This is a genomic window from Xylanibacter brevis P6B11 (assembly GCF_000621825.1).
GTDB classification, from domain to species: Bacteria; Bacteroidota; Bacteroidia; order Bacteroidales; family Bacteroidaceae; genus Prevotella; species Prevotella brevis.
The window spans coordinates 114,701-140,268 of the sequence record NZ_JHXG01000011.1 but is presented as its reverse complement, the minus strand read 5'-3'; the positions used below and the strand labels follow the sequence as shown (position 1 = coordinate 140,268).

Below are 25,568 nucleotides of genomic sequence, written 5' to 3'. Positions count from 1 at the left end.
AACGCGCTTTTACTTTCAACTGTATGGTTTTGCCTTATGGTTATACTATCAGTTCTTGTGTGCAAGATGTCTACCTATACGGTTGGCGTAATTGTCAATTATCAATTGTCAATTGTCAATACGAAACGAATATTAGGTGGTTATTGCGGCGGGGTCCCACCTCTTCCCATTCCGAACAGAGAAGTTAAGCCCGCTTGCGCCGATGGTACTGCAATGCAATGCGGGAGAGTAGGAGGCCGCCATCTTTACAGAGAGCCCTGATTCAACACTGAGTCAGGGCTCTTTTTTATATAAGATTATTTTGTATTAGTTAGAACAACGCAGTTTTATAAGAGAATGAAGAAGGAGCGTATTACTTATTCGCGTTATTTGACTCCATTTGTTTTGGTTACGCTTTTGTTTTTCCTATGGGGATTTGCAAGGGCGATTCTTGATGTTTTGAATAAACATTTCCAAGATGTAATGGACATTTCGATTACTCGTTCGGCTTGGATTCAGGTGACGACGTATCTGGGTTACTTCCTGATGGCTATCCCTGCTGGTATGTTTATCCGTAGATATGGTTATAGAAATGGAGTCGTTTTAGGTTTGTCGATATTTGGTTTGGGCGCTCTTGCTTTTATACCTATCTCTTCTTTTTATGGTTTTCTTGTTGCGTTGTTCATCATCGGTTGTGGATTGACATTTCTTGAAACTGCAGCAAATCCTTATGTTACGGAGTTAGGACCTAAAGCAACTTCCGCAAGTAGATTGAATCTTTCTCAGACGTTTAATGGTATGGGTTCTTTTATGGCTACTCTTCTCGTGGGCCAGTTCCTGTATCGTGATGGCGTTGAGAGTGCTGATGTAGCCGTTCCCTATGGCATCCTAGGTACTGTAGTACTGATTATCGCTATTTTCTTCTCACGTGTAAGACTCCCAGAGATCAAGAATGATTACGATAGCAACCAGGGATTAACCTCTGTACTGCGCAATAGATGGTTCCTGTTTGGATCTCTCGCTCTGTTGTGTTATGAGATAGCTGAGATTTCAATCAACAGCTACTTTATGAACTTTGTCACCGATACAGGATGGATGTCTAAGTTGATGGCTTCACGTTTGGTTTCCCTCGCTTTGATCATATTTATGGGTGGACGATTCCTGGGTAGTTGGATTATGAGTGTTGTTAAGGCGGAGAAGATGCTGCTGTTCTGTGCTATCGGTACAGTCAGTTGTATGACTATCACTCTTCTTGATTTAGGTGTTGTGTCACTCGTCTTCTTGGTACTTAATTATCTTTTCGAGGCTATTATGTTTCCCACCATCTTCTCGTTGGCCATAAGAGGATTAGGTCCTCAGACCAAGAGTGCATCTTCTTTGTTGATGATGACACCTATCGGAGGTTGTGGCTTCTTGTTGATGGGTTTCTTGGCCGATCATACCACTCCCTATATCCCCTTCATTCTGCCGTTAGCCGCTTTCTTGGTTGTTCTAGTATATGCTGCCATGATGGTTAAACGGTCTTCTATTTGATTATTTAATTATAGATAAAGAAAGCATCCTAACTATTTCATGTTATCATGATAGTTAGGATGCTTTCTTTTTGTTTATATTTCGTTGAAGTTATGTCTCTCTTATTCCTTTTAACAGGCGGATGTAGTAGATGCCAGGACAGAGGGTGGTGGAGGCGGTTAAACGGACTTTCAACTGCTGGGCGTCTTTGAGGATCTCAGCGGGAATCTTGTATTCAGTGTTGAAGAAACCATTGGAGTCGCAGTCTTTTGCTGTCGCAGGAATTGTGATGTCGGCAATGGGCTTTCCGTTTATGGTTAGAGAAGCCTTGCGTCCCTTGTCGGCGATGTTGAATCTCAGCATGATGCTGAGGTTCTGTGCTATGCGTTCTTTGTTGAAGAGCGTATATTGAATATAGCCATTAGGACGTGCATCGCGATAATGCTCAGTTCTGAACTCGCCCGTGCTTGAATCCATAGAATAGCTGTATTCATGTCCTGCCTCACTTTGCTGCTCACCAGGCGCCACAAAGTCGATGGTACGTGCCTGTAGTGCTTCGTTCAGCGCTTCAGCCTTAGCCATGCTGCTGTTGGCATAATGCTCTGGTGTTTGCTGATACCAGTAACACTGATATCTGTCGTGATGAATGGCGTAGAACGGCTCCAGCGTTAGTCTGTTCCACTTATAGGATGCAATACCTTTTCGACTGACATCGATGGAGAAGCTCAACTTCTTTTTCCGCTCCTTCTTGATGCGTTCCAGCACCTTGCTTCTGTCACCGATGAGCAGCGGCGCCGATGTGAGGTTCAAGGACTTTGCCATGCTGCCAGGCGCATGATCCATACGCCCTTCGCCACCATATTCATTCTGCAGTTTCTCCTTACCGTTCGTCGTGTTGGCTGCCAGTAGGATAGGGCCATACTTAAAGGCAATGTAATCGCTCAGGTTGGGGCACTCCTCATAGCGCAGTTCCATGGGAAGGTTGATACTAATCTTGTCGCCAGCCACCCAGTTGCGTGTGATGTGGATATAGTAGGCCTTACCTTGTGCTTCAGTGTGATTGATCTTCTTGTTGTTTACAGCATAGGAGAATCCCTTTCTCACCCATGCCGGATGTCGGAATGCGATGGTATAGTGTCCACTCTTCCCCACGGTCAGTGTGGTAGTCGACTGATTGGGAAAGTCCGTCTCTTGAGTTATCACGAAGTCCTTATCCACCAGTTTTGATGGCGTAAACAAGTTAACGTACAGCGTCTTGTTGCCATCGTGTGTGTAGATGAAGTGACCATACTTGGAATGGTTCTCCATGCCAGTTCCCACGCAGCACCACATGCCCTGGTTCACCTGCGAGTAGATGCGGTAGCCTTGTGGGCGCAGTGTGGTGAAATAGACGTATCCGCCCGTCTCAGGGTCTTGTGTGGAGAGGATATGGTTCCATGTGGCCCCTTCATAGAAGTCAGCATATGTTGCATCCTGTGTGAAGTCAAACAACATCTCAGAGAGTTTCAGCATGTTGTTTGTGTTGCATGATTCAGGTCCGTCCAGCTGGTCAATATATCTGTTGCTGTTCTTTCCCGACAAGAAATGCTCGTTCACAGAGTTTCCGCCTATGCACACCGTTCTGTTGGTAGCCACATCCTTCCAGAAGTTCTCTGCAGCAGTTGTGTATGATTGGTTGTTGGCCTCACCAATGCGCTCCATGCCGATATATTTAGGCACTTGCGTGTTGGCATGCTTTCCGTCCAGGAAAGCCGTGTTGAGCGTTTGCATGCCGTTCAACATCTTTTTATGCGTATATTTCTTGGCAGCATTCAGATACTTCTTGTCTCCAAAGAGCTGATAAGCATCCATCATCGACTCGTTCATGCCGCCATGTTCGGTGTCGAGCACCTTCTCCATGTCCGCCTCGCTCACGTTTGCAATCACGTTGACGCTCCAGTCGGCCATCTTTCTGAACATCTCCTTGGCCGTCTCACTATTTCCATAGAGGTAAGCATCGCGCAGTCCAGCCAAGATCTTATGTTGGCAATAGAAAGGCACCCAACCGCCGTGTCTCTTATAGGGTTGGATATCTCCTCTGTAGAGCGCCTCCCAGTCGCTATTGATGGGTTGTCCTCCAATGAAACCGTAAAGTCCGTCGTGATGCTCGTCAAACTGCTCCTGACAGTCTTTCATGACGCCTATCATATAGTCCAGGCGCTCTTTCAGTTGCGCCTTCTTCGCCGTATCATGGCAAGCAGCATAGGCCAAGGCCAGGGCCGACAGGTAATGTCCGCCCACATGACCACTCAGGTCGAACGAAGCATCGCCCCAGTTGTTGAAGTTAGGATGTTTCGTCAGCCATTGGAAGTAGGGCGACGTGCTGTCGGTGGTCGCTGCCAGTCCAGCTTGTCGGACGTAAGGCGTCAGCAGTCTGTTGACGTCATACTTCAACAGCACCTCAATGTTAAGGTCCATAGCCTTCTTCATAGGTCCGTCGAGCAGCGTGACCTGTTCCAGGTCGAAGTGCTTAGGGTATAACTCACTCTGTGCATGTGCAGCCATCGTGCTGCTGCACATCATCACACCTGTCAGTAGTAGTTTTGGTAGTTTCATTGTTGTTTTTAAGAATGGCAGTTTGTGGTTTATTTCACTGTTGTACGCCTTTCGCGTATCAGTTTCAGCTGTCGTAACAAGTCTTCATAGTGAAGCGCATTCAGACCGCTGCTTTCCTTCAGTTGTTGCTCGCAGAACGTCTCAATCTCTTTCATGTTCATCAGCACGTAGAGCGAAGCATCCGAGTTTAGGTAGCGCCCCATGACGCCCCTAAGGTCAGCTTCCGAAGGATTCAGGATCACGTTCAGATGCTGAACATACGAGCGCTGCAACTGTCTTCTAGCCTTCGCCTTCAGGTCGTTGGCTTTGCCAATAGGCTTCCAGACGGTGGCCTTCAGGTCTGCCAGATACGCGTCTATGGGGTAGGGCGTCGCAGCAATGTTGTTGAGCATCAGTGGCGTCATCAGTCTGTTCAGCAGGTTGCTTTGCATCTGCTGATGCGTGTTTGCTACGTCTGTAGCCGTTTTCGACACGATGCCAGCAGGGTAGAGCCATTCCGGCATGTCGAATACCTGTTGGCCGATGAAAGCCACCGCTTCCTTTTGTCTTTCAGCAGAGGCATATTCCACAGGGTTGCGTCCCGGCATGTTGTTGGTGTATCGCGACCCGATGTTCTTCATCACGTGGTTTACGTATCTGTTGAACTGATCGCACACCGCTTTATACATCTCGTTCAGGTCCTCATACTGATCGTTCTCCTGGTGTGTCCATGTCGGCAGTTGCTGTATGATGCGCTTCAGGTTCTTGATGCCATATTCCGATGCCTTCACGCTGTTGTCGCCCAGATCTTCGGTCTGTGCACGAGCATCCTCGTTGCGTCCCTCGCCGCCAAACCACAGGCGTGGGTTGCCTTTCAGCGTGCGCGTCGTCTCAGTCATCAGCTGTTCCTTCTCCTCATATTCATCCTTAAACTCCGGGCGCCACTGGTATCCCCATTTGATGGCCCATTTGTCGTAGTCGTTGATGCGAGGGAACAAACCCTTCTCGCTGATGCCGTCTTCGGGCTGAGCCACATAGTTGAAACGCGCATAGTCCATGATGCTGGCCGTGTGTCCATGGGCCTCGACCCAGGCTTTGTCGCGCAACTTCTCTACGGGTGTGGCAAACGAAGCCCCCATGTTGTGGCGCAGTCCCAACGAGTGTCCCACCTCATGACTGCTCACAAAACGAATCAGTTCGCCCATCAGTTTATCGTCGAAGTGCATGGTCTGCGCACGCTTATCCACCGCGCCGCATTGTGTCATGTACCACTTCGTCAGCAGGTTCATCACGTTGTGATACCAGCAGATATGAGCCTCGATGATCTCGCCCGAGCGAGGATCCACGATGCGTGGCCCGTAGGCATTCTCCGTTTCCGATGGCAGATAGCGCAACACCGAGTAGCGTGCGTCCTCCAGACTGATGTTCGGGTCGTCTTCGGGCAGCACCTTAGCCGTGATGGCATTCTTGAATCCAGCCGCCTCAAAAGCCACGTTCCAGTCCTTGATGCCTTGAATCAGATAGGGAATCCACTTCTTGGGCGTAGCAGGGTCAATGTAATACACAATCTGTTTCTCCGGCTCGGTCAGTTCGCCGCGAAGATATTTCTTCTTGTTCTTCGGCACCAGTCTGTAGCGCGAGATAAACGACTCGTGCTGCGTCTTGTGCTGCTGGTCACTGAAGCGCACAAAGTTATTCACGAAATAGCCTACGCGCTCGTCCCACAGACGTTTGCGCATGGGTTCCTTGGGCAGCAGCACCATCGACGTGTTGAAAGCCATGGTCATGGCCCCCGTCTTCGATGCCTCCGATCGTCCGGCGCTCGAGCCGTAGGTGCGTGTCGTGGCCACCTCGATGTTGGTAGGGAATACTTTGATGGTATCGATGAAGGTCAGGTCCTTGTTCTGGCCTCCCACCTTCAGTGTGCCTTTGCTTCCGCTTGAGAAGCTGGTCAGATGGCTGTCGCCTGTGAGAAACGAAGTCACCTCTATCAGACTGTGATCATCCTCTTTGTTGCGACCAATGATTTTGAATGAGCGTACGATGGGATCTACGGTCGATTGCTCCAGCGTACGAGCAATATTGTCTTTGTTGTCGGCCACATGCGACAGCACGTACTGTCGCATCATTAGCTTTGTGGTGTCCCGACGTTCCAGATAGACCGTGCTGTGGCTGATCTCCTCTCCGGCAAACTGTCCGAAGTTCTGAGGCACGGCGGTCAGACGCGTCACGAAAAGCACGTAGCGTCCTAGCATGGAGTCGGGCACCTCGAAATAGTATTTATCGTCAATATGGCGCACACCAAACAAACCATTTCTCACGGTGCCGCCCTTCTTCATCAGTTTCTCGTATTCCGACTCCTTCTTCTCTTCTTTCTTCGGTGTCGGTTTTTTGCCGTGGCGTCTGGCTTTCAGCGTGTCCACGGTCGTGGTGTCTTGCTCCAGCGTGTCGGCCTTTGCCACATAGTAAGTGCTGGCCTGTGCAGTGTAAGCCATCATCAGGGCAACGATAGTAGTTAGTGTTTTATTCATAGTTTTAAAGTAATATAGTTCCTTATTTCCGTTCTTATTTGATTTGCAGTTTGCTGTGGGCCAGTGCAGCGCCGATGGCGGTGCAGAACTGCGAGTATTTCGGTATGTGGAAGCGCACGTTATACAGCTTCTCCAGTGCTGGGAAGATGTCCTTGCACTGAGGCAACAGCGACAGATGACCGATGAGCACCATGTCGCGGCAGTCGGTGCCCTGGGCTGCCAGTACGGCCGCCGAACCGATAGACTGCAGTACCATTGTGATGATGCCGCAGGCAATGTCTTCGCGCGAGGCATCGTTCTTGGCATGTGCAAAGAGCGAAGCCGTGGCCTCCATGGGCAGACCAGGCAGTGGTTGTGCCGAGATGTCGCCGATGAGCAGGTTGATATGCTTGATATTGCCCTGCATGGCCAGTTCCGACACCTGTTTGATGTCGCTGGTGTTCAGCATGATGCGCGACAAGCCTTGCAGCGTGCCACCGCCAATGCCGATGCCACCGATGTGGTCTATCTTGTCGCCATGGCACATCACAAACGACGTACCCGTGCCCATCGACACCACGATGGCGTGATCGATGTGCGACTCAAAGCGAGCGCCCAGTGCGTCGGCGATGAACTCATCGCAGCGACTTGTCTTCACGCCATAGACATCATTCTTGACGTAGGCAGCGCCCACGCCAGTCAGCATGACATGGTCTATCTCTTCCAGTTCCAGACTGTTGTCGTGCAGATATTTTCCAAATGCGCCATAGAGTGAGGTGATGGGATCTGCCGCCGTAATACGTATTGGTGCCGATGGCTTGCCATCGCGCAGTCCAACGATTTTTGTGGTGCTGATGCCCACGTCAATACCTAAAATAATACCCATAATCTAGAGATTTTGGTGCAAAGGTAGCTAATTTCTTTCATATAACAATCACTTTAACAAATTATATAATGTTCGCGTACGTGTATGCGCATGTTGTACCTAATTCTTCATGTCACATTTGGATGTTAGAAAAAAACTTTGTACCTTTGCCAAGTCATAAAACTAAAACAATGCATATTGCAGTAGCAGGTAATATAGGTAGTGGAAAATCGACCCTCACGCGCATGCTGGCTCATCATTATGGATGGGAGGCGCGTTTTGAGGCCGTTGACCACAATCCTTATCTGGAAGACTACTACAGCGACATCCATCGCTGGTCTTTCAATATGGAGGTGTTCTTCCTGAAAGAGCGCTTCCGCGATCTGATAGATATCTCGAAAGCCGACCATACCATCATCCAGGACCGTTCCATCTTTGAGGGCGTCTATGTGTTCATGCAGAACAATAAAGCCATGGGCAACCTCTCTGACCGCGACTACGAGACCTATATGGAACTGTTTGAACAGATGATGAGCGTGGTTCGCTATCCCGACTTGATGATCTATCTTCGTGCCTCTGTGCCTCATCTGGTGGGCAACATCCAGAAGCGTGGACGCGACTATGAGCAGACCATGAAGTTGGACTATCTCGAGAATCTGAACCAGCGCTACGACGAGTTCATCAACAAGATGTATAAAGGCCGCGTGATGATTATCGAGAAAGACGGTCTGGACTATCAGAACAATCCAAAGGATTTTGCTAAAATCATCGATCGTATCGACAGCACCCTCTTCGGACTCTTCCCGCCCCAACAGGCGTTGTAATAGCAAATCAAGTATTCCCCTTAAAACTCCCCTTAAAGAATATGCATATAGCAGTAGCAGGAAATATCGGTAGTGGCAAGACCACACTCACCAAGATGCTGGCCCATCGTTATGGATGGATCCCCAGATTTGAACCCGTAGATAACAATCCGTATCTGGAAGACTTCTATGCCGACATGAAGCGCTGGTCTTTCAATCTGCAGATCTATTTCCTGAACAAGCGTTTCAAGGAAGTGGTAGAGATCTCGCAGTCGAAAGACACCATCATACAGGACCGCACCATCTTTGAGGATGCCTGCATCTTTGCACCCAACCTGCATGGACAGGGCATGATGAGCGATCGCGACTTTGCCAACTATAAAGACCTCTTCGACCTGATGATGTCGCTGGTGAAGTTGCCCGACCTCATGATCTATATCCGCTCCAGCATCCCCACGCTGGTAGCTCAGATACAGAAGCGCGGACGTGAATACGAACAGACCATGCGACTCGACTATCTGGAAGGTCTGAGCCAACGCTATGAGGACTGGATAGCTACCTATCAGGGACAACTCATTGTGATTGATGGCGATCACTGCAAATTTGGTGATCGCGCCGAGGATTTCAAACAGGTGACAGATATGATAGACGCTAAGCTCTACGGTCTGTTCCCGATGGAGTAGGCGTCATTTACAAATAAAAGACAGCAACAGGGTCTGACTCATGGTCAGGCCCTGTTGCTGTCTTACCGATACCATACAACAAAAAATCCCGCTAAAGTCCTAAGACTATCGCGGGATTTAAATGAAAGGAGGAGTGGTACCTCCAGGAATCGAACCGGGGACACACGGATTTTCAGTCCGATGCTCTACCAACTGAGCTAAGGCACCATTGTTCTTTAGATCACTGCATCCTTTCGTTTGCGGGTGCAAAGGTACAACAAAAAATTAGACCTACCAAACATTTGCTGGAATATTTTTTAAATAAGCCTTATTTTAACACATTTTTGCTAAAACTGTCCTTTTAATGGGCAAAAACACCCTTTTTATGCCTATTCTGCTGCTTGGCAGTTTGGCTTGTTTCTGTAGCTTATAGTGCCACTATTGTGCCGCCATTTTTTCTGTTTCCGCATGCCATACTGCCACTATTGATTTGCGTCCAGCCCCTAGAACGCATGAATCCAGCCCCTGGATCACGTCATTCTAGCCCCTGCATTGCATCAATCTAGCCCCTGGAATGATGCAATGCAGCCCCTAGATCGGGACCAAAAGTGCCACTCTTGCATCATAAAAGTGCCACTCTTGCATCATAAAAGTGGCACTCTTGCTTTATGATAGTGGCACTCTTGCTTCATGATAGTGGTACAATTGCTTCATGATAGTGGCACTCTTGCTTTAGAGTATGTGGCAGAGAAGAGTGGCTTGCCTCCATCTCTACGTTTCGTAGGGCATTAAAAAAACTGACGGGACAAACGCCCCGCCAGTTTATACATGATGCCGATTAGGCATCGTATGAGAGTCTATGGTCTGCTGTCAGACTATAGTGGATTCCAACCTTGTGCTTTCAACTCGAATTCCTGGTTGTCGCGTGTCACGAGCACGTGTCCATATTTCTCTTCGGTGATGTGACCGATGAGACGCACATCTTCCATCTCCTTGATCTTCTCCAAGTCTCCGATGGGTACGGTGAACAACAGTTCGTAGTCCTCACCGCCATTCAGCGCGCAGGTGGTGACGTTCATATTCATCTCCTCAGCCATAACAGCTGTCTGGTAGTCGATGGGCAGCTCCTTCTCGAAGATGCGACAGCCCACGCCGCTCTGCTTGCAGATGTGCATCAGTTCAGACGACAGACCGTCGCTGATGTCCATCATCGCCGTGGGACGGATGCCAGCCTCGCGCAGTTTGCGGATAATGTCGCCGCGGGCTTCGGTCTGAAGCTGTCGCTGCAGCAAGTATTCCTTACCTGCAAAGTCGGGCGAGAAGTGGGCCAGCTCTTCCAGTGCGCGCTTGTCGCCCTTTTTCTTAGCTTCCTCCACCTGCTGATAGTACACGCTCTTCTCGCGTTCCAGCAGTTGCAGTCCCATGTAGGCAGCACCCAGGTCGCCACTCACGCAGACCAGGTCGGTGTTCTTGGCACCGTTGCGATACACGATGTCCTCCTTGCGGGCCTCGCCAACACAGGTGATGCTGATGGCCAGTCCGGTGTACGACGAAGTGGTGTCGCCGCCTACGATGTCAACATTCCATTTCTCGCAGGCCAGTCTGAGGCCGGCATAAAACTCCTCCATGTCCTCCACGCTGAAGCGCTTGCTCAGCGCCAGCGATACGGTGATCTGTCTGGGGGTGCCGTTCATGGCAAACACATCGCTGATGTTCACCATGGCCGACTTGTAGCCCAAGTGCTTCAGGTCGATGTAGGTCAAGTCAAAATGCACACCTTCCATTAGTAGGTCGGTGGTTATCAATACCTCGCTATCGGGGTAGTGAAGCACGGCGCAGTCGTCTCCCACGCCGTACTTTGTTGATTCGTTCTTGTTCTCTAAATCTTTTGTCAGTCGGTCTATCAGACCAAATTCTCCTAATTTTGCTATTTCCATATATGATGGTTTGTGGATTATTTCTTCCATTTCTCAGTGGGGTGATCGGTGTTGAAGCCCTCTGTCTTGCTGTGCTCCAGCTTCTCCGAGCGCACAATCATCTCACGCATAATCTCGGTCATGAAAGGCTGAGCCTTGTCGGCAGCCTCCTGCACCTCTTCGTGGCTCACCTCTACGGGGATGTCGAAGCCTCCCAGGTCGGTGACCACGCTGATGCCGAAGGTGCGGATGCCGCAATGGTGTGCCACGATGACCTCGGGCACTGTTGACATGCCCACGGTGTCGCCGCCCAGGATGCGGTACATCTTATATTCTGCAGGCGTCTCGAACGTAGGACCCTGCACACCCATATAGACACCATACTGCAGGCGAATCTTCTTCTCGCGTGCAATCTGGCTGGCCAGTTTGATCAGTGAGGGGTCGTAGGTCTCGTGCATATCCGGGAAACGCGGACCTGTGGGGAAGTTCTTTCCGCGCAGCGGGTGCTCTGGGAAGAAGTTGATGTGGTCGGTGATCACCATCAGGTCGCCAATCTTGAATCCAGGGTTCATGCCGCCGGCAGCGTTGCTGACAAAGAGCGTCTTGATGCCCAGCTCATACATCACGCGAACGGGGAAGGTCACCTCCTTCATCGTGTATCCCTCATAGTAGTGGAAACGTCCCTGCATGGCCATGATATCCACGCCACCCAGTTTGCCGAAGATCAGCTTTCCAGAGTGTCCCTCTACGGTAGATACGGGGAAGTTGGGGATGGAGCTATAGGGAAATTCGTAAGAGTCAGTTATTTCTGAAGCTAATTGTCCGAGGCCGGTCCCCAGAATGATGGCTGTCTTGGGGCTTGTTGTCATCCTTTCTTTTAACCAGGATGCTGTTTCTTGAATTCTTTCGTACATAGTTAATAATTTTTTTGTTAAACTTATCGGTTTGCTCAAGCATGAATTCAATCTCCAGCGGCAGTACGAAAAGATGTGTTCTCACTGCTTCGCTCAGGCCGTCGATGTGTTTAATGCGTGCAGCATCCTTCTCGGTGGTGACTATGCATTTCGGCTCTGCTAGCTGATTGAATTCTGTGTTGATGCGTTCAATGTCTTGTGGGGTGAAACTGTGATGATCTGGGAACGTCAGCGGGTGTAGCGAGGCTACGTGGGGTTTCAGGTCTTCGATCATCTGTCGGGGCGAGGCAATACCTGTCAGCAGTAGGCAGTTTTGCGCTTTCAGCCCTGTCAGGTCGCTGGCCTTCTCTGCCAATTGCGTCTGTGCAGCTTCTGGGAACAGAGGCATCAGTTTGCCGTAGGACAGGGTGCTGAAGTATAGCTCCTGATAGGGGAACAGGTCCATGGCCTTGGTGACGACGCGGTAGTCCATCGGCGTCAGGTTCTTCGGACATTTCGTGACGATGATGATGTCGGCGCGGTTCTTGCCCGAGAGCGGTTCACGCATGCGACCAGCCGGCAGCATCTTGTCGTAGATGATCAGTCGGTGGTAGTCCACCAACAGAATGTTGATGCCAGGCTTCACGTAGCGATGCTGAAAGGCGTCGTCCAGCAGAATGACGTCGGGCTGAGGGTCGTGCTGCAGCAGCAACTTGATGCCCTTGGCGCGTTTCTTCTCTACGGCGATGGTCACGTTGGGGAATTTCTGCTTCATCTGGTAGGGCTCGTCGCCAATGTCTTCGGCTGTAGAATGCTCGTTGGCCACGTGGAAGCCTTTCGACTTCCGCTTGTAGCCGCGGCTCAGCACTGCCACCTTCGCACTTTTCTCCAACAGTCTTATCAGATATTCAATATGAGGTGTCTTGCCGGTGCCGCCTACGGTGATGTTGCCCACCGAGATGACGGGCGTGGTGAAGCTCTCGCTTTTCAGTACGCCCATCTCGAAGAGACAGTTTCGTACCTGCACCACACAGCCGTAGAGCCAGCCCAGTGGCAGTAGCCATTTGTTGATTTTGATGAAGTCGCCTTCCATTCCTATGGTTTTCATAAGGAAAAGTGCCACTCTTCCGCTATTAAAGTGCCACTTCTCCGTTCTTATTCAGTTTAGATACCCGTAGCGAAGGGCAGTCGTGCCTGCAGACGGTTACGCTGCTGGTCGCGTCGCATCTCCATGATGGGCGTATAGAGTTCGCCCAGTGTCTGCTGCAGTTCGGCATCCAGGTAGCTGCCTTTCTTGTCAGAACTCTCCAGCAGGGCGTCCAGCCAGTCGGTCTTGCTGGGGTAGGGAGCAGTGTAGTACTTGTCTAACTTAGCCAGTTCGGCAGCCTTCTTGACAGCATCGTCCAGTGATCCCAGTTTGTCAACCAGTTTGATGCCAACAGCATCCGATGCCAGCCATACGCGTCCCTGAGCAATCTCGTTGACCTGCGCTTTGGTCATGCCGCGGCCATCGGCCACGATGGTGAGGAACGAGTCGTAGCCACGATCCACGTAGCTCTGCATGAAGCGAAGCACGTCGGCATTGTCCTTCTCGAATACCAGTCGTGTGTCGTAGTCGCTGTATTTATTGGTGCTGACGCCATCCCAGGTGATGCCCAGCTTGTTAGAGGCCAGTTCGCTCATGTTGGGTATCAGGCCGAAGATGCCGATAGACCCGGTCACGGTGGTTGGCTCAGCAAAGATATAGCTGGCAGGTGCGCTGATCATATAGCCACCCGAAGCCGCATAGCCACCCATCGAAACCACCACGGGCTTCTTCTCCTTCAGTTGTTTGATGGCGTGCCAGATATGTTCCGAGGCAATGGCGCTGCCACCAGGCGAGTTGACGCGCAGCACGACAGCTTTCACGTCGTCGTCCTCAGCCAGGGCGTTCAGATCCTCAACGGTCTCCTTGCCCACGATGGCATGTTCGCTGGCAAAGGCGCTGGCCTCCTCGTCGATGATCTCGCCGTAGGCATAATAGACAGCAATCTTGTCGCCTTCCTCCTTCGTGTCTTCCTTCAGGTTGATCATGTCTGCGAGGGTCAGCTGGTTGATGTCGTCATCCTCGTCGAGTCCCAACTTGCCCTTCACAATCTCCTTGATCTTTTCAGGGAAGATGGCATCGTCAATCAGTTTGGTGCTCTTATAGTCGGCAACGCTGGCGAAGCCCATGATGCTGTCGTCGGCCAGTTTGTTCAGGTGCTCGGGTGTCACGCCGCGGCTCTCGGCCATCTGCTTCAACCACAGTTTCCAGATGCCCTGCAGGTAGGCCGTGCGCTGTTCGCGGTCGTTGTCGCTCATGTCCTTGCGGGTGACGCGCTCCACGGCACTCTTGTATTTACCCACGCGCGTGGCCTGATAGTTGATGCCAATCTTCTCGTACAGGCCAGTCATGTAGTAGTTCTTGCCGCCCATACCCTTGAAGTCAATCATGCCCTGACGGTCCATAAAGATGCTGTCGGCTACAGAGCAAACGTAGTAAGAGCCCTGAGTGTATCTGTCGGCAAAGGCAATGATCCACTTGCCGCTCTTCTTGAAGTCGGCCAGTGCGTCGCGTACCTGCTGGGCGGTGGCAGGTGCATCGAATACGGTGGTGCCACCTTCCAGGTATATACCCTTGATATTCTCGTTGTTCTTAGCTTTCTTGATGGCACTAACGATGTCGTCCAGTCCCATGTTTGTCATATCTACCTGTCCCAGTAGTTCGTCGAAGGGAGAACCACCTTCTGTTCTTTCGTTCACCATTCCATCCATTTTCAATACGAAAACAGAGTTTTCTTTAGCCTTTGTTGGAGCAGAACTGCTGGCAATCATTGATGCAAAAGAGATCATCATGATGATGCCACCAACAATAAATAACGCAATAATGCCGCAAATGGTTGCGAGCATGTACCTAAAGAATTGTTTCATAATTAGCGTTTTTTTTGATAATTCAGTATGCAAAGATACTGTTTTTTTTATAATGATGTGCAAAAAGCTTGCAAAAAGTGCGCTTGGCCGTCAAAATAAGTATTATTTCCTTGGTCGTTTGCATATTATGTCGTATCTTTGTACCATAAAAACAAATAACTTAAAACAGATTCAATGAAGCAGAAACTCGTGTTGGCAGTAGCATTCCTCATGGTGTGTTTCACTGCCGTAGGTAAGAAAAAAACGCAAATTCAGGAGACATGGCCCAATGGCGAACCGATGGCCGCATGGTTTACAAACACTGCCAAGGTGGATGTGGAGACCCTCGGACGCAAATATATACTGACGGATTATGGCGTGCGTCAGGGCACTACCGATGTGCAAACCCGCGAGATACAAGCTGTGATCGACCGTGCTGCCACGAATGGAGGCGGCGTCATCGTTGTGCCTAAGGGCACGTTCTATTCCGGCAGTCTGTTTTTCAAGCAGGGCACGCACCTCTTGGTCGAAGAAGGGGGCGTCTTGAAAGGCTCAGATCGCATCCGCGATTTCGAGATTCGCGAGACGCGCATCGAGGGACAAACCTGTCAATATTTTGTCGCACTGATCAATGCCGATGGTGTGGATGGATTTACCATTGCCGGCAAGGGCACCATCGATGGCAACGGACAAGACTATTGGCACGAGTTCTGGATTCGTCGCCAGTGGAACCCACAGTGCACCAACAAGGATGCTCAGCGTCCACGACTGACCTATATCTCCAACTCCAAGAATGTGACCATCCAGGATGTGCGACTCATCAACTCGCCCTTCTGGACCAATCATATCTACCGTTGCGACCACGTGCGCTACCTCGACCTCTATATCTATTCTGCAACCACAGGCATCAAGGGCCCCTCTACCGATGCCATCGATATCGATGTGTGCCACGATGTGGTGGTGCGCGGTTGCTATATGAACGTCAACGACGATGCCGTGGTGCTGAAGGGTGGCAAGGGCACCTATGCCGACAAGGCACCCGAGAACGGTCCTTGCTATAATATCCTGGTGGAGAACTGCCATTATGGCACGGTGCACGGCTGTATGACGCTGGGCTCTGAGTCTGTGCACGACTGGAATGTGATCATGCGTCGTTGTCATACCGATAACACGCAGAATGTGTTGTGGCTGAAGATGCGCCCCGACACACCGCAGCACTACGAATATGTACGCGTGGAAGACTTCACCGGTCATTGCCGTAGCTTCCTGTTGGTGAAGCCCTGGACACAGTTCTATCAAAAGGAAGACCGTGAAGATATGCCCCTGTCGCAGTGTAATGACATCACTTTCAAGAACATCAACATGGACTGTGGCACCTTCTTTAACGTGGAAGGGTCTGACAAGTACGCACTGAAGAACTTCTCCTTCGAGAATATCAACGTGAAGGATGCTGCCAAGAAGAAAGCCTTCGAGAACCATCCCGTGGATCAGCTGACGCTGAAAAACGTGGTGGTGAATGGTGAGAGACGCTAAGTCTCTCTCTCATTCGCGGCAGACATCTAATAAAATACATAATCAACTATTACTATGAAACATCTATTAACGAAGGCCTCAATGGCCTTACTGCTGTCATTGACAGGTGTTGGCGCCTATGCCCAACAAACCATTCGGGGCACGGTGAAAGACGTCAACGGCGAACCGATGGTGGGTGTGACCGTGTCGGTGGGTAAGAGCGTTTGCTCGGTGACTGATATTGATGGTCACTTTGTGGTCAACGATGCTTCGCCATCCACCATTTTAAGCGTGACGTACATCGGTTTCAAGTCTCAAGCCATCAAGGTGGGTACCAAATCGAGGCTGGACATCATTCTGGAGGAAGACAACACAACACTCGAGGATGTGGTGGTCATCGGCTATGGCACGACGAAGCGTAAAGACCTGACAGGTGCCGTGGCATCTGTCAGCGGTGCGAAGTTGGCAGCTAATCCTGTGGCTAACGTTGCCCAGGCCCTGCAAGGACAGTTGCCTGGCGTCAGCGTGTTCTCGCAAGACGGTCGCCCCGGTGCCACGATGAGCATCCGCGTGCGTGGCGGTGGGTCTATCACGCAGAGCAACGACCCGCTCTTTATCGTCGATGGTGTGCAGGTCAGCGACATCAGTGACATCCCTGCTGATAATATCGAGTCTATCGATGTGCTGAAAGACGGTGCATCCACGGCCATCTATGGTGCCCGTGGTGCTAATGGTGTGATCCTTGTGACCACCAAGGGAGCCACAGGCGATGGCAAAGCACGCGTTAAATATAATATGTATTATCAGGTCAAGGAGTCAGCTAAGACCCTCGACGTGATGAATGCTTATGACTATGTGCTCCACACCTGGAGCTATGCAAAGGCCTATGCCAACAACGAGGATGAGGGAATCGCAGAGTACTTCGGACTGGGATCTGCCTATGGCAATCATCTCAATGATTATAAGTCTGTAGGGGTTCACAATTACGTGAACGATGTGATGAGGACTGCAGGCTCGTGGAACCACGACCTGTCTCTCTCGGGTGGCAATCAGAACACGAAATACTATGCCACCGTGAGCTATTTGAAAGACGATGGCATACGTGAGAAAACGGGTTTCCGCCGCTGGAGTGCCAACTTCAAAATCTCGCAGAAGATCACCAAAGACCTCACCTTCGATGCCAATCTGCGCTATGGCGATATGCGGTTCGATGGCACTAAGTTCGACTATGCCGCAGGTAACAACGTCTATGGCTATCGTCCTGTTGATGCACCATTGGGAACGGATAACTCGGCCCTGCTGTCGATGGGCGGATCCAGTGTTGAGGCTAGCTTCTCGCCAACGGCCATCATCGATAATTACACACAGTTCACCACCCGACAGCGCGTGCGTGGCATCGGCACGTTGACATGGAACGTCCTGAAAGGACTCACGGCGAAAAGCGAACTGTCGCTGTCGCGCAACTGGAGTGAGACGCGCTATTGGGATGCGGGTCATTCTGTCAACCCCTATAATCAGGCCCAACTGACCAAGGGCGATGGCTATGGCTTGCGATGGGCCACCACGTTGAACTACGATGTGCAGGGACTGGGTGACGACCATAAGCTGGCACTGCTGGCAGGCAATGAGATACTTGCTTCAAAGTCAAACAGTAGTCGTATCACTGGCGCTGGCTTCCCTTCTGAGTTCGACATGAAGACAGCCTTCGGTCTTATCCAGATGTATAACATGAAAGAAGCCTATCTGGATCAGACAAAACAGGTGTCCGATTTCTATAATACGCAAGGTGACCCTCGCCACACGGCATCGTGGTTTGCCCGTTTGAACTATGACTTCCGTGGTCGCTATCTTTTCAATGCCACGCTGCGTGCCGATGGCAGTTCTAACTTCGCTCCCCACAACCATTGGGGCTATTTTCCGTCTGTGGCTATGGGATGGCGCATCAGCGACGAACCCTTCATGGCGTCTGCTCGCGGGTGGCTCGACAATCTGAAGTTGCGTCTCAGTTATGGCACATCGGGAAATGATGATATCGACGCCTCGCTGTGGAAAGAGTATTGGGTGCCGGAGATAACGTGGAATGGCGATAAGCGTACCATCACGTTCAAGCCTGGTGAGATCCTGGCCAATCCCGATCTGAAGTGGGAGACCACCATCAGTCGTAATGTGGGTGTGGACTACAGTTTCTGGAACGGCAAACTGCGTGGCTCTGTTGAGGCTTATTGGAATAACACCAAGGACATCCTGATGAAGGTGCCCGTGGCAGAGACAACTGGTCATAGCTATCAATACCAAAACGTAGGTGAGACCACCAATCGCGGTCTGGAACTGGCTTTGTTCTACGAGATCGTTCGCTCAAAGGATTTCAACCTGAGCATTAATGCCACCTATAATTACAACAGAAACCGGGTGGAGCATGTCGTGGAAGGTGTTAATGCAGACACAAACACCGATTGGGGCTCTACAACGAAGAGACCCTATAATGACTACATCATTCGTCAGGGCGAACCGGTGGGTACCATTCTAGGCTTTAAGTCTGCCGGCTTCTATACCGTCGATGACTTTAATGTCGTCAATGGCGTCTGGACGTTGAAACCTGGCGTGCCTGATATCCAGGGCGTGGTGAACTACAGTGGCGGCCAGTATTTTAATCGCCCTGACGGACAGACGGCGTTCCCCGGCATGGTGCGGTTTGCCGATACAGACCAGAGCGGCACAGTGACCGAGGACGATGTGATCATCATCGGTCATGCCATGCCGCAGCACACGGGTGGTGTGAACCTGAATGCCAACTACAAGGGCTTCGATGCCAGCGTGGGTTTCACCTATCAGATTGGTGGCGATGTCTATAATGCCAATGCCATGCATTCCATGATGGGCAATAAGAATACCAGCTATGGCTGGAACCGTCTGGCTTTTGTGGCCGACTGCTACCGTATTCTTGACGTGGATGCCAACGGTGACCTGCAGCCCGTCACCGAACCACTTGCGCTCTCTGCGTTGAATAGTGGTGCCAAGCATGCACTGCCTTATTGTGAATATGGCGTGGTGTCGTCTGAGTTTATTGAGGATGCCAGCTATTTGCGCCTCAATACGCTCACGCTGGGCTATACGCTGCCAAAGACGCTGACCAAGAAAGTCGGTGTGTCCCAGTTGCGTGTTTACGTCACAGGAGGCAATCTGTTCTGCCTCTCTGGCTATAAAGGTGTTGACCCCGATGTGAATACGCGTCCAGACGGACAGAACGGCTTCCCCGTTCCTAACTACGACTGGAACGCCTATCCACGTGCTCGCACCTATACTTTCGGACTAAATGTGGCATTTTAATTTTTGGGAGGAATGATGATGAAAAGAACAATAGTATATGCTGCAATATATGCAGCGGGAATGCTGACAGTGGCTTCTTCCTGTAGCGATTTTCTTGAGACCGACTCTCCATCGAAGGTCGATGCCGCCTTTGTCTTCTCTACCAGCGAGACAGCGCGTGCAGCCCTCGAGGGCGCCTATGCCGCATGGATCGATGTGGCGCAAAACAGGGTGTTTGGCGATGGACTTTTCTATGCCTCTGATGTGGCGGGAAGCGACATCGAGCGTCATCCGGAGAAGTTTGAGTCGCAGCCCGGTCGCCACTATCCTGAGTGTTTCTATCAGAATGGCACTTATGCCGGCAGTTACGCTTTGCTTTCCTATCAGAAAGAGAATGATACTTATGCCAAACTCTATTCTGTAATCAACAAGGCAAACATTGTGATACAGTCTATCCGCTCGTCCGACAGCTATGACCAGATGCTGGCCGATGGAAAGGCGTGTACCATGGGCCAACTCTATGGCGAGGCGGTGGCGCTGAAAGCCACGGCCTATCGCGAGTTGCTGAAGTATTTTGGCGACGTGCCTTATCTCAGTGGCAAGCCTACGGATTCGGGCAATCTCTGTGGGCGCGACTCTATCTATGATGTGGTGCTCGACGAACTCCAGCAGGTTGTGCCTGTCATGTATCGTTTGGGCAGCATACCTGGTGTCACGGGCAAGAACTACTTCTCACGTACTTATGTCGAAGGTCTCATCGGTCGCATCGCCCTGGAGGCAGGCGGCTATCAGACTCGTCGTGGCGACCTCTCGCCACGCACCGACGGCAAGGGACAGGTGCTGACCTTCGAAACGATGGGACGCGAAACCAATGGGGCTGCCTATGGGCGCCGCACAGACTATCTGACGTACTACAAACTGGCTCAGCGCTACTTCAAAGAAGTGATAGCGCAGCCTGGTTCGGCTGTCTTTCACACCACCGATCCGCGTAAGTCGGATAAGGGCCGCGTCTATGACAATCCCTACCAGTACTTCTTCCAGCAGATGCACGACAGCGATGATGGCTTCGCCGATGAAAGCATCTATGAGGTAGCTATCGCACAAGGCACTAGCGATGATGCTCGCCCTTATAGCTTCGGACGTCCTACCACCGGCAATAAAACAGACAACTTCCCATGCAAGAACTACGGTCAGGGGCGCATCAATCCTGCTTTCTATTATGGCATGTTCGCACCTAACGACAATCGCCGTGATGTTTGTTGCACCGTCACTGCCACCAATGGCGGTAAAGGCACCGAGATACTGCTTCCCTTCACGCCTGGTTCACAGGGAAAGGGTGGGGGCATCTCCTACAATAAATGGGATGAGAACCGCCAGGCTAAGGTGTGGACCTCCTATAATCGTAAGTCAGGCATCAACGGACCATACATGCGTCTTTCCGAGATTTATCTGGGATATGCTGAGGCTTGCGCTATGTTGGGCGATGATGTTGAAGCCAAGCAATATCTGACGATCATTCGTGATCGTGCTTTCCCCGCCGGTCAGGCTCGTGTCGATGACTTTATTGCCAGTGAAGGCTCTCTGCTTGAAGCCGTCATCGATGAACGCGGGTTTGAGTTTGCCGGCGAGGGTGACCGTCGTCAGGTGCTCATCCGCACAGGACTGATCGGCAAGAAGATCAAGGCCATCAAGCAACTCACCAGGCAGATGATGGATGGACTGGAGGCCGATGGCTATTATCGTTTTGAGAATGGCAATGTGATCTCTTCTCAGGTATATACGAAGTCTGTAGGTGGCAATGCCGTTCTTGGCCATAGACTGACGGCGCAGTGCCCTGCAGGCAAGGAGGATGACCCGCTGCTCTTCCCTGGTTGGCGTGGCGTCAAAGACGACTGGAGTAGCTACGGCTTGGTGGTCGATGCTTCTTACGCCCCCAACCTGGCCATCCGTGGTCTCTTTACGCCCCTCACTGATGCCGAGAAGATAGCGCTCGAGGCTGATGGCTATAAAGCCCAGGATTGGGGAAAGACCCTGATCGAGAATCGCGACGAATACGATAAGTATCTGTTCTATGAATACGACTGTGAGTCGGCCCCCATCCACTACTGGCCTTTCACGCCCAACGTGCTTAGCAACGGTGGTTTTACGAATGGGTATGGCTTTAAAAACAAGTAATTGCTTCTCGCGCTTACCTTAATATAATATAAATATAAGCGTGCCAAATTGTCAGCAAAGACATTTTGGCACGCTTTTCGCTTACATTCTGGCAGAACAAAATATTATTCAAAATTAAAACATATAGTTATGAACATTAAACCATTAGCAGACCGCGTGCTCGTATTGCCTGCACCGGCTGAAGAGAAAATCGGTGGAATTATTATTCCTGACACAGCAAAAGAGAAACCCCTTCGTGGTCTTATCAAGGCCGTAGGTAAGGGTACCAAGGACGAAGAGATGATCCTGAAGGAAGGCGACGAAGTTCTCTATGGAAAATATAGCGGAACCGAAATCGAACTCGACGGTGAGAAGTTCCTGATGATGCGTCAGAGCGATGTGCTCGCTGTGATTGAGAAGTAAGAATTGAAAGATTGAAGAATTGAAAAATTGAAGTATCATGGCAAAAGAGATTAAATTCAATATGGATGCCCGCGATGCTATGAAGCAGGGCGTTGACCAGTTGGCTAATGCAGTAAAGGTTACCCTTGGTCCTAAGGGTCGTAACGTGGTTATCGAGAAGAAGTTCGGTGCTCCTCAGATCACCAAGGACGGTGTGTCTGTAGCTAAGGAGATCGAGCTCGAGGACCACTTCGAGAACACTGGCGCACAGCTCGTAAAGAGCGTTGCTTCTAAGACTGGTGACGATGCCGGTGATGGTACAACAACAGCTACCATTCTCGCACAGGCTATCGTTTCAGAGGGTCTGAAGAACGTCACTGCAGGTGCTAACCCTATGGATCTGAAGCGTGGTATCGACAAGGCCGTGAAGGCTGTTACCGACTTCATCGCCAAGAGCGCTGAGCAGGTAGGTGACAACTACGATAAGATCGAGCAGGTGGCTACTGTATCTGCCAACAACGATAAGGAGATTGGTGAACTGCTAGCTGAGGCTATGCGCAAGGTTTCTAAGGATGGTGTCATCACTATCGAGGAGAGCAAGAGCCGCGACACACATATCGGTGTTGTAGAGGGTATGCAGTTCGACCGTGGCTATCTGTCAGCTTACTTCGTTACAGACAGCGAGAAGATGGAGTGCGCTATGGAGAACCCCTACATCCTTATCTATGACAAGAAGATTTCTAATATCAAGGAGTTCCTGCCCATCCTGCAGCCCGCTGCAGAGAGCGGCCGTCCTTTGCTGATCATTGCTGAGGATGTTGACTCTGAGGCTTTGACCACACTGGTAGTAAACCGTCTGCGTGGTGGTCTGAAGATTTGCGCTGTCAAGGCTCCTGGCTTTGGCGATCGTCGTAAGGCTATGCTCGAGGATATCGCCGTTCTGACAGGTGGTACCGTTATCAGCGAGGAGAAGGGCTTGAAGTTGGAGCAGGCTACACTCGAGATGCTGGGCACCTGTGAGAAGCTGACCGTTACTAAGGACAACACCACCATCGTTAATGGTGCTGGCGACTCTCAGGCTATCAAGGATCGTATCAACCAGATCAAGGCTGAGATCGAGAATACTACTTCTTCTTACGATAAAGAGAAGCTGCAGGAGCGTCTGGCTAAGCTGTCAGGTGGTGTAGCTGTTCTCTACGTAGGTGCTAATAGCGAGGTAGAGATGAAGGAGAAGAAGGATCGTGTTGACGATGCACTCTGCGCTACACGTGCTGCTATCGAAGAGGGTGTTGTAGCAGGTGGTGGTACCACTTACATCCGCGCACTCGACGTACTGGCCGACCTGAAGGGCGACAATGCCGACGAGCAGACTGGTATCAACATCATCAAGCGTGCCATCGAGGAGCCTCTGCGCCAGATCGTGACCAACGCTGGTGGCGAGGGTGCCGTAGTTGTTCAGAAGGTTCGTGAGGGTAAGGGTGACTTCGGTTACAATGCCCGCCTCGACAAGTACGAAGATATGCGTGCTGCAGGTGTTATTGATCCTGCCAAGGTTTCTCGTGTAGCTCTCGAGAACGCCGCTTCTATCGCTGGCATGTTCCTGACCACCGAGTGCCTCATCTGCGACAAGCCCGAGAAGGAGCCTGCCATGCCAATGGGTGGCGCTCCAGGAATGGGCGGCATGATGTAAGTCTATAAGAATGAGTATGTAAGGCGTTTTGCCAACTCAACTTTACAAAAGGCGAAAGAAAAGTTCAAGACTTCTCTTTCGCCTTGATTTATATCAAAATCCAAAGTTTTTTGTATCAAAAAGTTTGGTTCGTAAGAATAATGTTCGTACTTTTGCATCAGAAAAGATATTTTTTTGATTTGTTTTAGTAGATTAGTTTTTAAGTAGTTTGTTTTTGGAGCTGGTTGTCGTGAGACAGCCGGCTTTTTTTATGCTCTTCTTTTTGCAAGAATCAAATAAAACTATTACCTTTGTCGCATAAATCATGAAATCAGTAGCATGCATCAACTATTAGAACTCTATAAACAGTGGCGAGGCGAGGAACCTGCCGTCACCAGTCAGTTGCCTGTGGCTGGTAGCAACCGTATTTATTATCGTATGACGGATGGCGAAGGACAAAGCGTTGTGGGGTGTATTGGCACCAGTCGCGACGAGAATCATGCCTTCATTTATTTGGCACGCCATTTCTCCAAGCGCCAGTTGCCTGTTCCACAGGTGTTGGCCGTCAGCGAAGACGAGTTGCGCTATCTGCAGACGGACTTAGGATCGGTGTCTCTCTTCGATGCCATTCGTGGTGGTCGCGAGGCAGGTGGTCGTTATACGCTGAAAGAGCAGGAATTGCTGAAAGCCACCATTCGCGAACTGCCCAATGTGCAGTTTCGTGGTGCCCGCGAACTGGACTTCTCCAACTGTTATCCTCAGCCGGAATTCAATATCGAAGGGGTGCTCTTTGATCTCAACTACTTTAAGTATTGCTTTCTGAAAGCCACCGAGCTCGACTTCCATGAGCTGAAGCTCGAGGCAGACTTTCGTTTGCTGGCTAAAGATCTCACGGCAGAGAAGTGTGACAGTTTTCTCTATCGCGACTTTCAGGCGCGTAATGTCATGTTGACAGACGGCAAACCATTCTTTATTGATTTCCAAGGTGGTCGTCGCGGTCCTTTCTACTATGACCTGGCCTCGTTCTTGTGGCAGGCCTCTGCCCGTTATCCCGACAAACTGCGCAGTGAGCTTCTCGACGACTACTACGAGGCCGCCCAGCAGTTTATAGAGATGCCCAAGCGCGAGATCTTTGCCAGTCGTTTACAGCTCTTCGTGTTCTTCCGCACACTACAGGTGCTGGGTGCCTATGGCTTCCGTGGCTATTTCGAGCGTAAACAACATTTCATCGATAGCATACCTCCTGCCATACAGAACCTGCGTGAGCTTCTACAAACGGCAGATTTCCAATATCCCTATCTGGTTTCGCTGTTGCGCAAACTCACCGAGTTGCCACGCTTCCAGCGCATAGAAGTGCCAGCCCCTCGTTCCGATGGCTACAAGACCACCGACAACAATCCCTATAAGGCGCATCCCAAGGATGGTCCAGCCACATTCTCAAAATACGATGGCAAAGGACCTTTGGTTGTGAAGGTTTTCAGTTTCTCGTATCGAAAGGGAATCCCCGAAGACGAGAGCGGCAATGGTGGCGGCTATGTCTTTGACTGTCGTTCCACCCACAACCCCGGACGTTATGAGCCCTATAAGCAGCTGACCGGTCTTGACGAGCCAGTGATTCGTTTCCTCGAAGACGATGGCGAGATACTGACATTCCTGGAGAGTGTCTATAAACTGGCTGATGCGCATGTAGAGCGTTACATCCAGCGTGGCTTTACTTCTTTAATGTTCTCGTTTGGCTGTACCGGCGGACAGCATCGCAGCGTATATAGTGCCCAGCATCTGGCAGAGCACATCCATCAGCAGTTCGGTGTTGAAGTGCGCATCTGTCATCGCGAACAGAACATCCGTCAGACACTTGAAGCAAAACAATAACTCATTGA

The 25,568-nt window shown here is 50.7% G+C and carries 16 protein-coding genes, 1 tRNA gene and 1 rRNA gene; 10 read left to right on the top strand and 8 right to left on the bottom strand.

What is annotated here, in order from left to right; translation table 11 throughout:
• The first annotated feature begins 132 nt into the window (after positions 1-132).
• Together rrf and T496_RS0107695 are read left to right on the top strand one after the other, a co-directional pair.
• Positions 133-245, top strand: a 5S ribosomal RNA gene (rrf, locus tag T496_RS0107700).
• A gap of 91 nt (positions 246-336) precedes the next feature.
• Positions 337-1,512, top strand: a complete 1,176-nt coding sequence (locus T496_RS0107695) for a sugar MFS transporter (RefSeq protein ID WP_027450240.1) — start codon at positions 337-339, stop codon at positions 1,510-1,512.
• 90 nt (positions 1,513-1,602) lie between these two features.
• Here the strand turns inward: T496_RS0107695 and T496_RS0107690 are convergent, their stop codons facing one another.
• Genes T496_RS0107690 through coaW form a run of 3 tightly spaced genes read right to left on the bottom strand, consistent with a single transcriptional unit; the run spans position 1,603 to position 7,461 of the window.
• Complete coding sequence (locus tag T496_RS0107690; protein ID WP_027450239.1) at positions 1,603-4,086, bottom strand: glycoside hydrolase family 127 protein; 2,484 nt, start codon at positions 4,084-4,086, stop codon at positions 1,603-1,605.
• 29 nt (positions 4,087-4,115) lie between these two features.
• A complete protein-coding gene (locus T496_RS0107685; protein WP_027450238.1) occupies positions 4,116-6,596 on the bottom strand; it encodes a zinc-dependent metalloprotease in 2,481 nt (826 codons plus the stop codon).
• 34 nt (positions 6,597-6,630) lie between these two features.
• Complete coding sequence (gene coaW / locus T496_RS0107680; RefSeq protein WP_027450237.1) at positions 6,631-7,461, bottom strand: type II pantothenate kinase; 831 nt, start codon at positions 7,459-7,461, stop codon at positions 6,631-6,633.
• Positions 7,462-7,631: 170 nt separating this feature from the next.
• Here coaW and T496_RS0107675 point away from each other — a divergent pair, with 170 nt between their 5' ends.
• Both T496_RS0107675 and T496_RS0107670 read left to right on the top strand, forming a co-directional pair.
• The gene (locus tag T496_RS0107675) at positions 7,632-8,264 is read left to right on the top strand and encodes a deoxynucleoside kinase (RefSeq protein WP_027450236.1); all 633 of its coding nucleotides are present in this window, start codon (positions 7,632-7,634) and stop codon (positions 8,262-8,264) included.
• Between the two features lie 41 nt (positions 8,265-8,305).
• Positions 8,306-8,926 (top strand): deoxynucleoside kinase, encoded by a 621-nt coding sequence (locus tag T496_RS0107670; protein WP_027450235.1) that lies wholly within the window; start codon positions 8,306-8,308, stop codon positions 8,924-8,926.
• A 134-nt stretch (positions 8,927-9,060) separates the two neighbouring features.
• On the opposite strand, the gene T496_RS0107665 is transcribed toward T496_RS0107670, so the two are convergent.
• The 5 genes from T496_RS0107665 to sppA all read right to left on the bottom strand — a co-directional run bounded on the left by T496_RS0107665 (position 9,061) and on the right by sppA (position 14,666).
• A tRNA-Phe gene (locus T496_RS0107665) sits at positions 9,061-9,133 on the bottom strand.
• Positions 9,134-9,780: 647 nt separating this feature from the next.
• Complete coding sequence (gene thiL / locus T496_RS0107660; RefSeq protein ID WP_027450234.1) at positions 9,781-10,842, bottom strand: thiamine-phosphate kinase; 1,062 nt, start codon at positions 10,840-10,842, stop codon at positions 9,781-9,783.
• A 17-nt stretch (positions 10,843-10,859) separates the two neighbouring features.
• Positions 10,860-11,735, bottom strand: a complete 876-nt coding sequence (locus T496_RS13715; protein WP_052342132.1) for a purine-nucleoside phosphorylase — start codon at positions 11,733-11,735, stop codon at positions 10,860-10,862.
• Complete coding sequence (gene lpxK / locus T496_RS14700) at positions 11,620-12,813, bottom strand: tetraacyldisaccharide 4'-kinase (protein WP_394331345.1); 1,194 nt, start codon at positions 12,811-12,813, stop codon at positions 11,620-11,622. The genes T496_RS13715 and lpxK overlap by 116 nt, the downstream gene beginning before the upstream one ends.
• Before the next feature lie 65 nt (positions 12,814-12,878).
• Positions 12,879-14,666, bottom strand: coding sequence for a signal peptide peptidase SppA (gene sppA, locus T496_RS0107645; RefSeq protein WP_027450232.1), 1,788 nt, complete (start codon positions 14,664-14,666; stop codon positions 12,879-12,881).
• 174 nt (positions 14,667-14,840) lie between these two features.
• On the opposite strand from sppA, the gene T496_RS0107640 reads away from it, so the two are divergent.
• The 6 genes from T496_RS0107640 to T496_RS0107610 all read left to right on the top strand — a co-directional run bounded on the left by T496_RS0107640 (position 14,841) and on the right by T496_RS0107610 (position 25,560).
• Positions 14,841-16,178, top strand: a complete 1,338-nt coding sequence (locus T496_RS0107640) for a rhamnogalacturonidase (protein ID WP_027450231.1) — start codon at positions 14,841-14,843, stop codon at positions 16,176-16,178.
• 54 nt (positions 16,179-16,232) lie between these two features.
• Positions 16,233-19,484, top strand: a complete 3,252-nt coding sequence (locus T496_RS0107635; RefSeq protein ID WP_155808767.1) for a SusC/RagA family TonB-linked outer membrane protein — start codon at positions 16,233-16,235, stop codon at positions 19,482-19,484.
• A 12-nt stretch (positions 19,485-19,496) separates the two neighbouring features.
• On the top strand, positions 19,497-21,638 hold the full coding sequence (locus T496_RS0107630) for a RagB/SusD family nutrient uptake outer membrane protein (protein WP_027450229.1): 2,142 nt from the start codon (positions 19,497-19,499) through the stop codon (positions 21,636-21,638).
• Between the two features lie 129 nt (positions 21,639-21,767).
• Positions 21,768-22,040, top strand: a complete 273-nt coding sequence (locus T496_RS0107625) for a co-chaperone GroES (protein WP_027450228.1) — start codon at positions 21,768-21,770, stop codon at positions 22,038-22,040.
• A 37-nt stretch (positions 22,041-22,077) separates the two neighbouring features.
• Entirely contained in the window at positions 22,078-23,709 is a 1,632-nt protein-coding gene (gene groL / locus T496_RS0107620; RefSeq protein ID WP_027450227.1) for a chaperonin GroEL, read from the top strand.
• A 318-nt stretch (positions 23,710-24,027) separates the two neighbouring features.
• Positions 24,028-25,560 (top strand): RapZ C-terminal domain-containing protein, encoded by a 1,533-nt coding sequence (locus T496_RS0107610; protein WP_027450226.1) that lies wholly within the window; start codon positions 24,028-24,030, stop codon positions 25,558-25,560.
• The last annotated feature ends 8 nt before the right edge of the window (positions 25,561-25,568 follow it).

Bases quoted from the DNA above. Each gene is read 5' to 3' on its own strand.
- T496_RS0107695 (WP_027450240.1), top strand. From the start codon at position 337: ATGAAGAAGGAGCGTATTACTTATTCGCGTTATTTGACTCCATTTGTT.
- T496_RS0107690 (WP_027450239.1), bottom strand. From the start codon at position 4,086: ATGAAACTACCAAAACTACTACTGACAGGTGTGATGATGTGCAGCAGC.
- T496_RS0107685 (WP_027450238.1), bottom strand. From the start codon at position 6,596: ATGAATAAAACACTAACTACTATCGTTGCCCTGATGATGGCTTACACT.
- coaW (WP_027450237.1), bottom strand. From the start codon at position 7,461: ATGGGTATTATTTTAGGTATTGACGTGGGCATCAGCACCACAAAAATC.
- T496_RS0107675 (WP_027450236.1), top strand. From the start codon at position 7,632: ATGCATATTGCAGTAGCAGGTAATATAGGTAGTGGAAAATCGACCCTC.
- T496_RS0107670 (WP_027450235.1), top strand. From the start codon at position 8,306: ATGCATATAGCAGTAGCAGGAAATATCGGTAGTGGCAAGACCACACTC.
- thiL (WP_027450234.1), bottom strand. From the start codon at position 10,842: ATGGAAATAGCAAAATTAGGAGAATTTGGTCTGATAGACCGACTGACA.
- T496_RS13715 (WP_052342132.1), bottom strand. From the start codon at position 11,735: ATGTACGAAAGAATTCAAGAAACAGCATCCTGGTTAAAAGAAAGGATG.
- sppA (WP_027450232.1), bottom strand. From the start codon at position 14,666: ATGAAACAATTCTTTAGGTACATGCTCGCAACCATTTGCGGCATTATT.
- T496_RS0107640 (WP_027450231.1), top strand. From the start codon at position 14,841: ATGAAGCAGAAACTCGTGTTGGCAGTAGCATTCCTCATGGTGTGTTTC.
- T496_RS0107635 (WP_155808767.1), top strand. From the start codon at position 16,233: ATGAAACATCTATTAACGAAGGCCTCAATGGCCTTACTGCTGTCATTG.
- T496_RS0107630 (WP_027450229.1), top strand. From the start codon at position 19,497: ATGATGATGAAAAGAACAATAGTATATGCTGCAATATATGCAGCGGGA.
- T496_RS0107625 (WP_027450228.1), top strand. From the start codon at position 21,768: ATGAACATTAAACCATTAGCAGACCGCGTGCTCGTATTGCCTGCACCG.
- groL (WP_027450227.1), top strand. From the start codon at position 22,078: ATGGCAAAAGAGATTAAATTCAATATGGATGCCCGCGATGCTATGAAG.
- T496_RS0107610 (WP_027450226.1), top strand. From the start codon at position 24,028: ATGCATCAACTATTAGAACTCTATAAACAGTGGCGAGGCGAGGAACCT.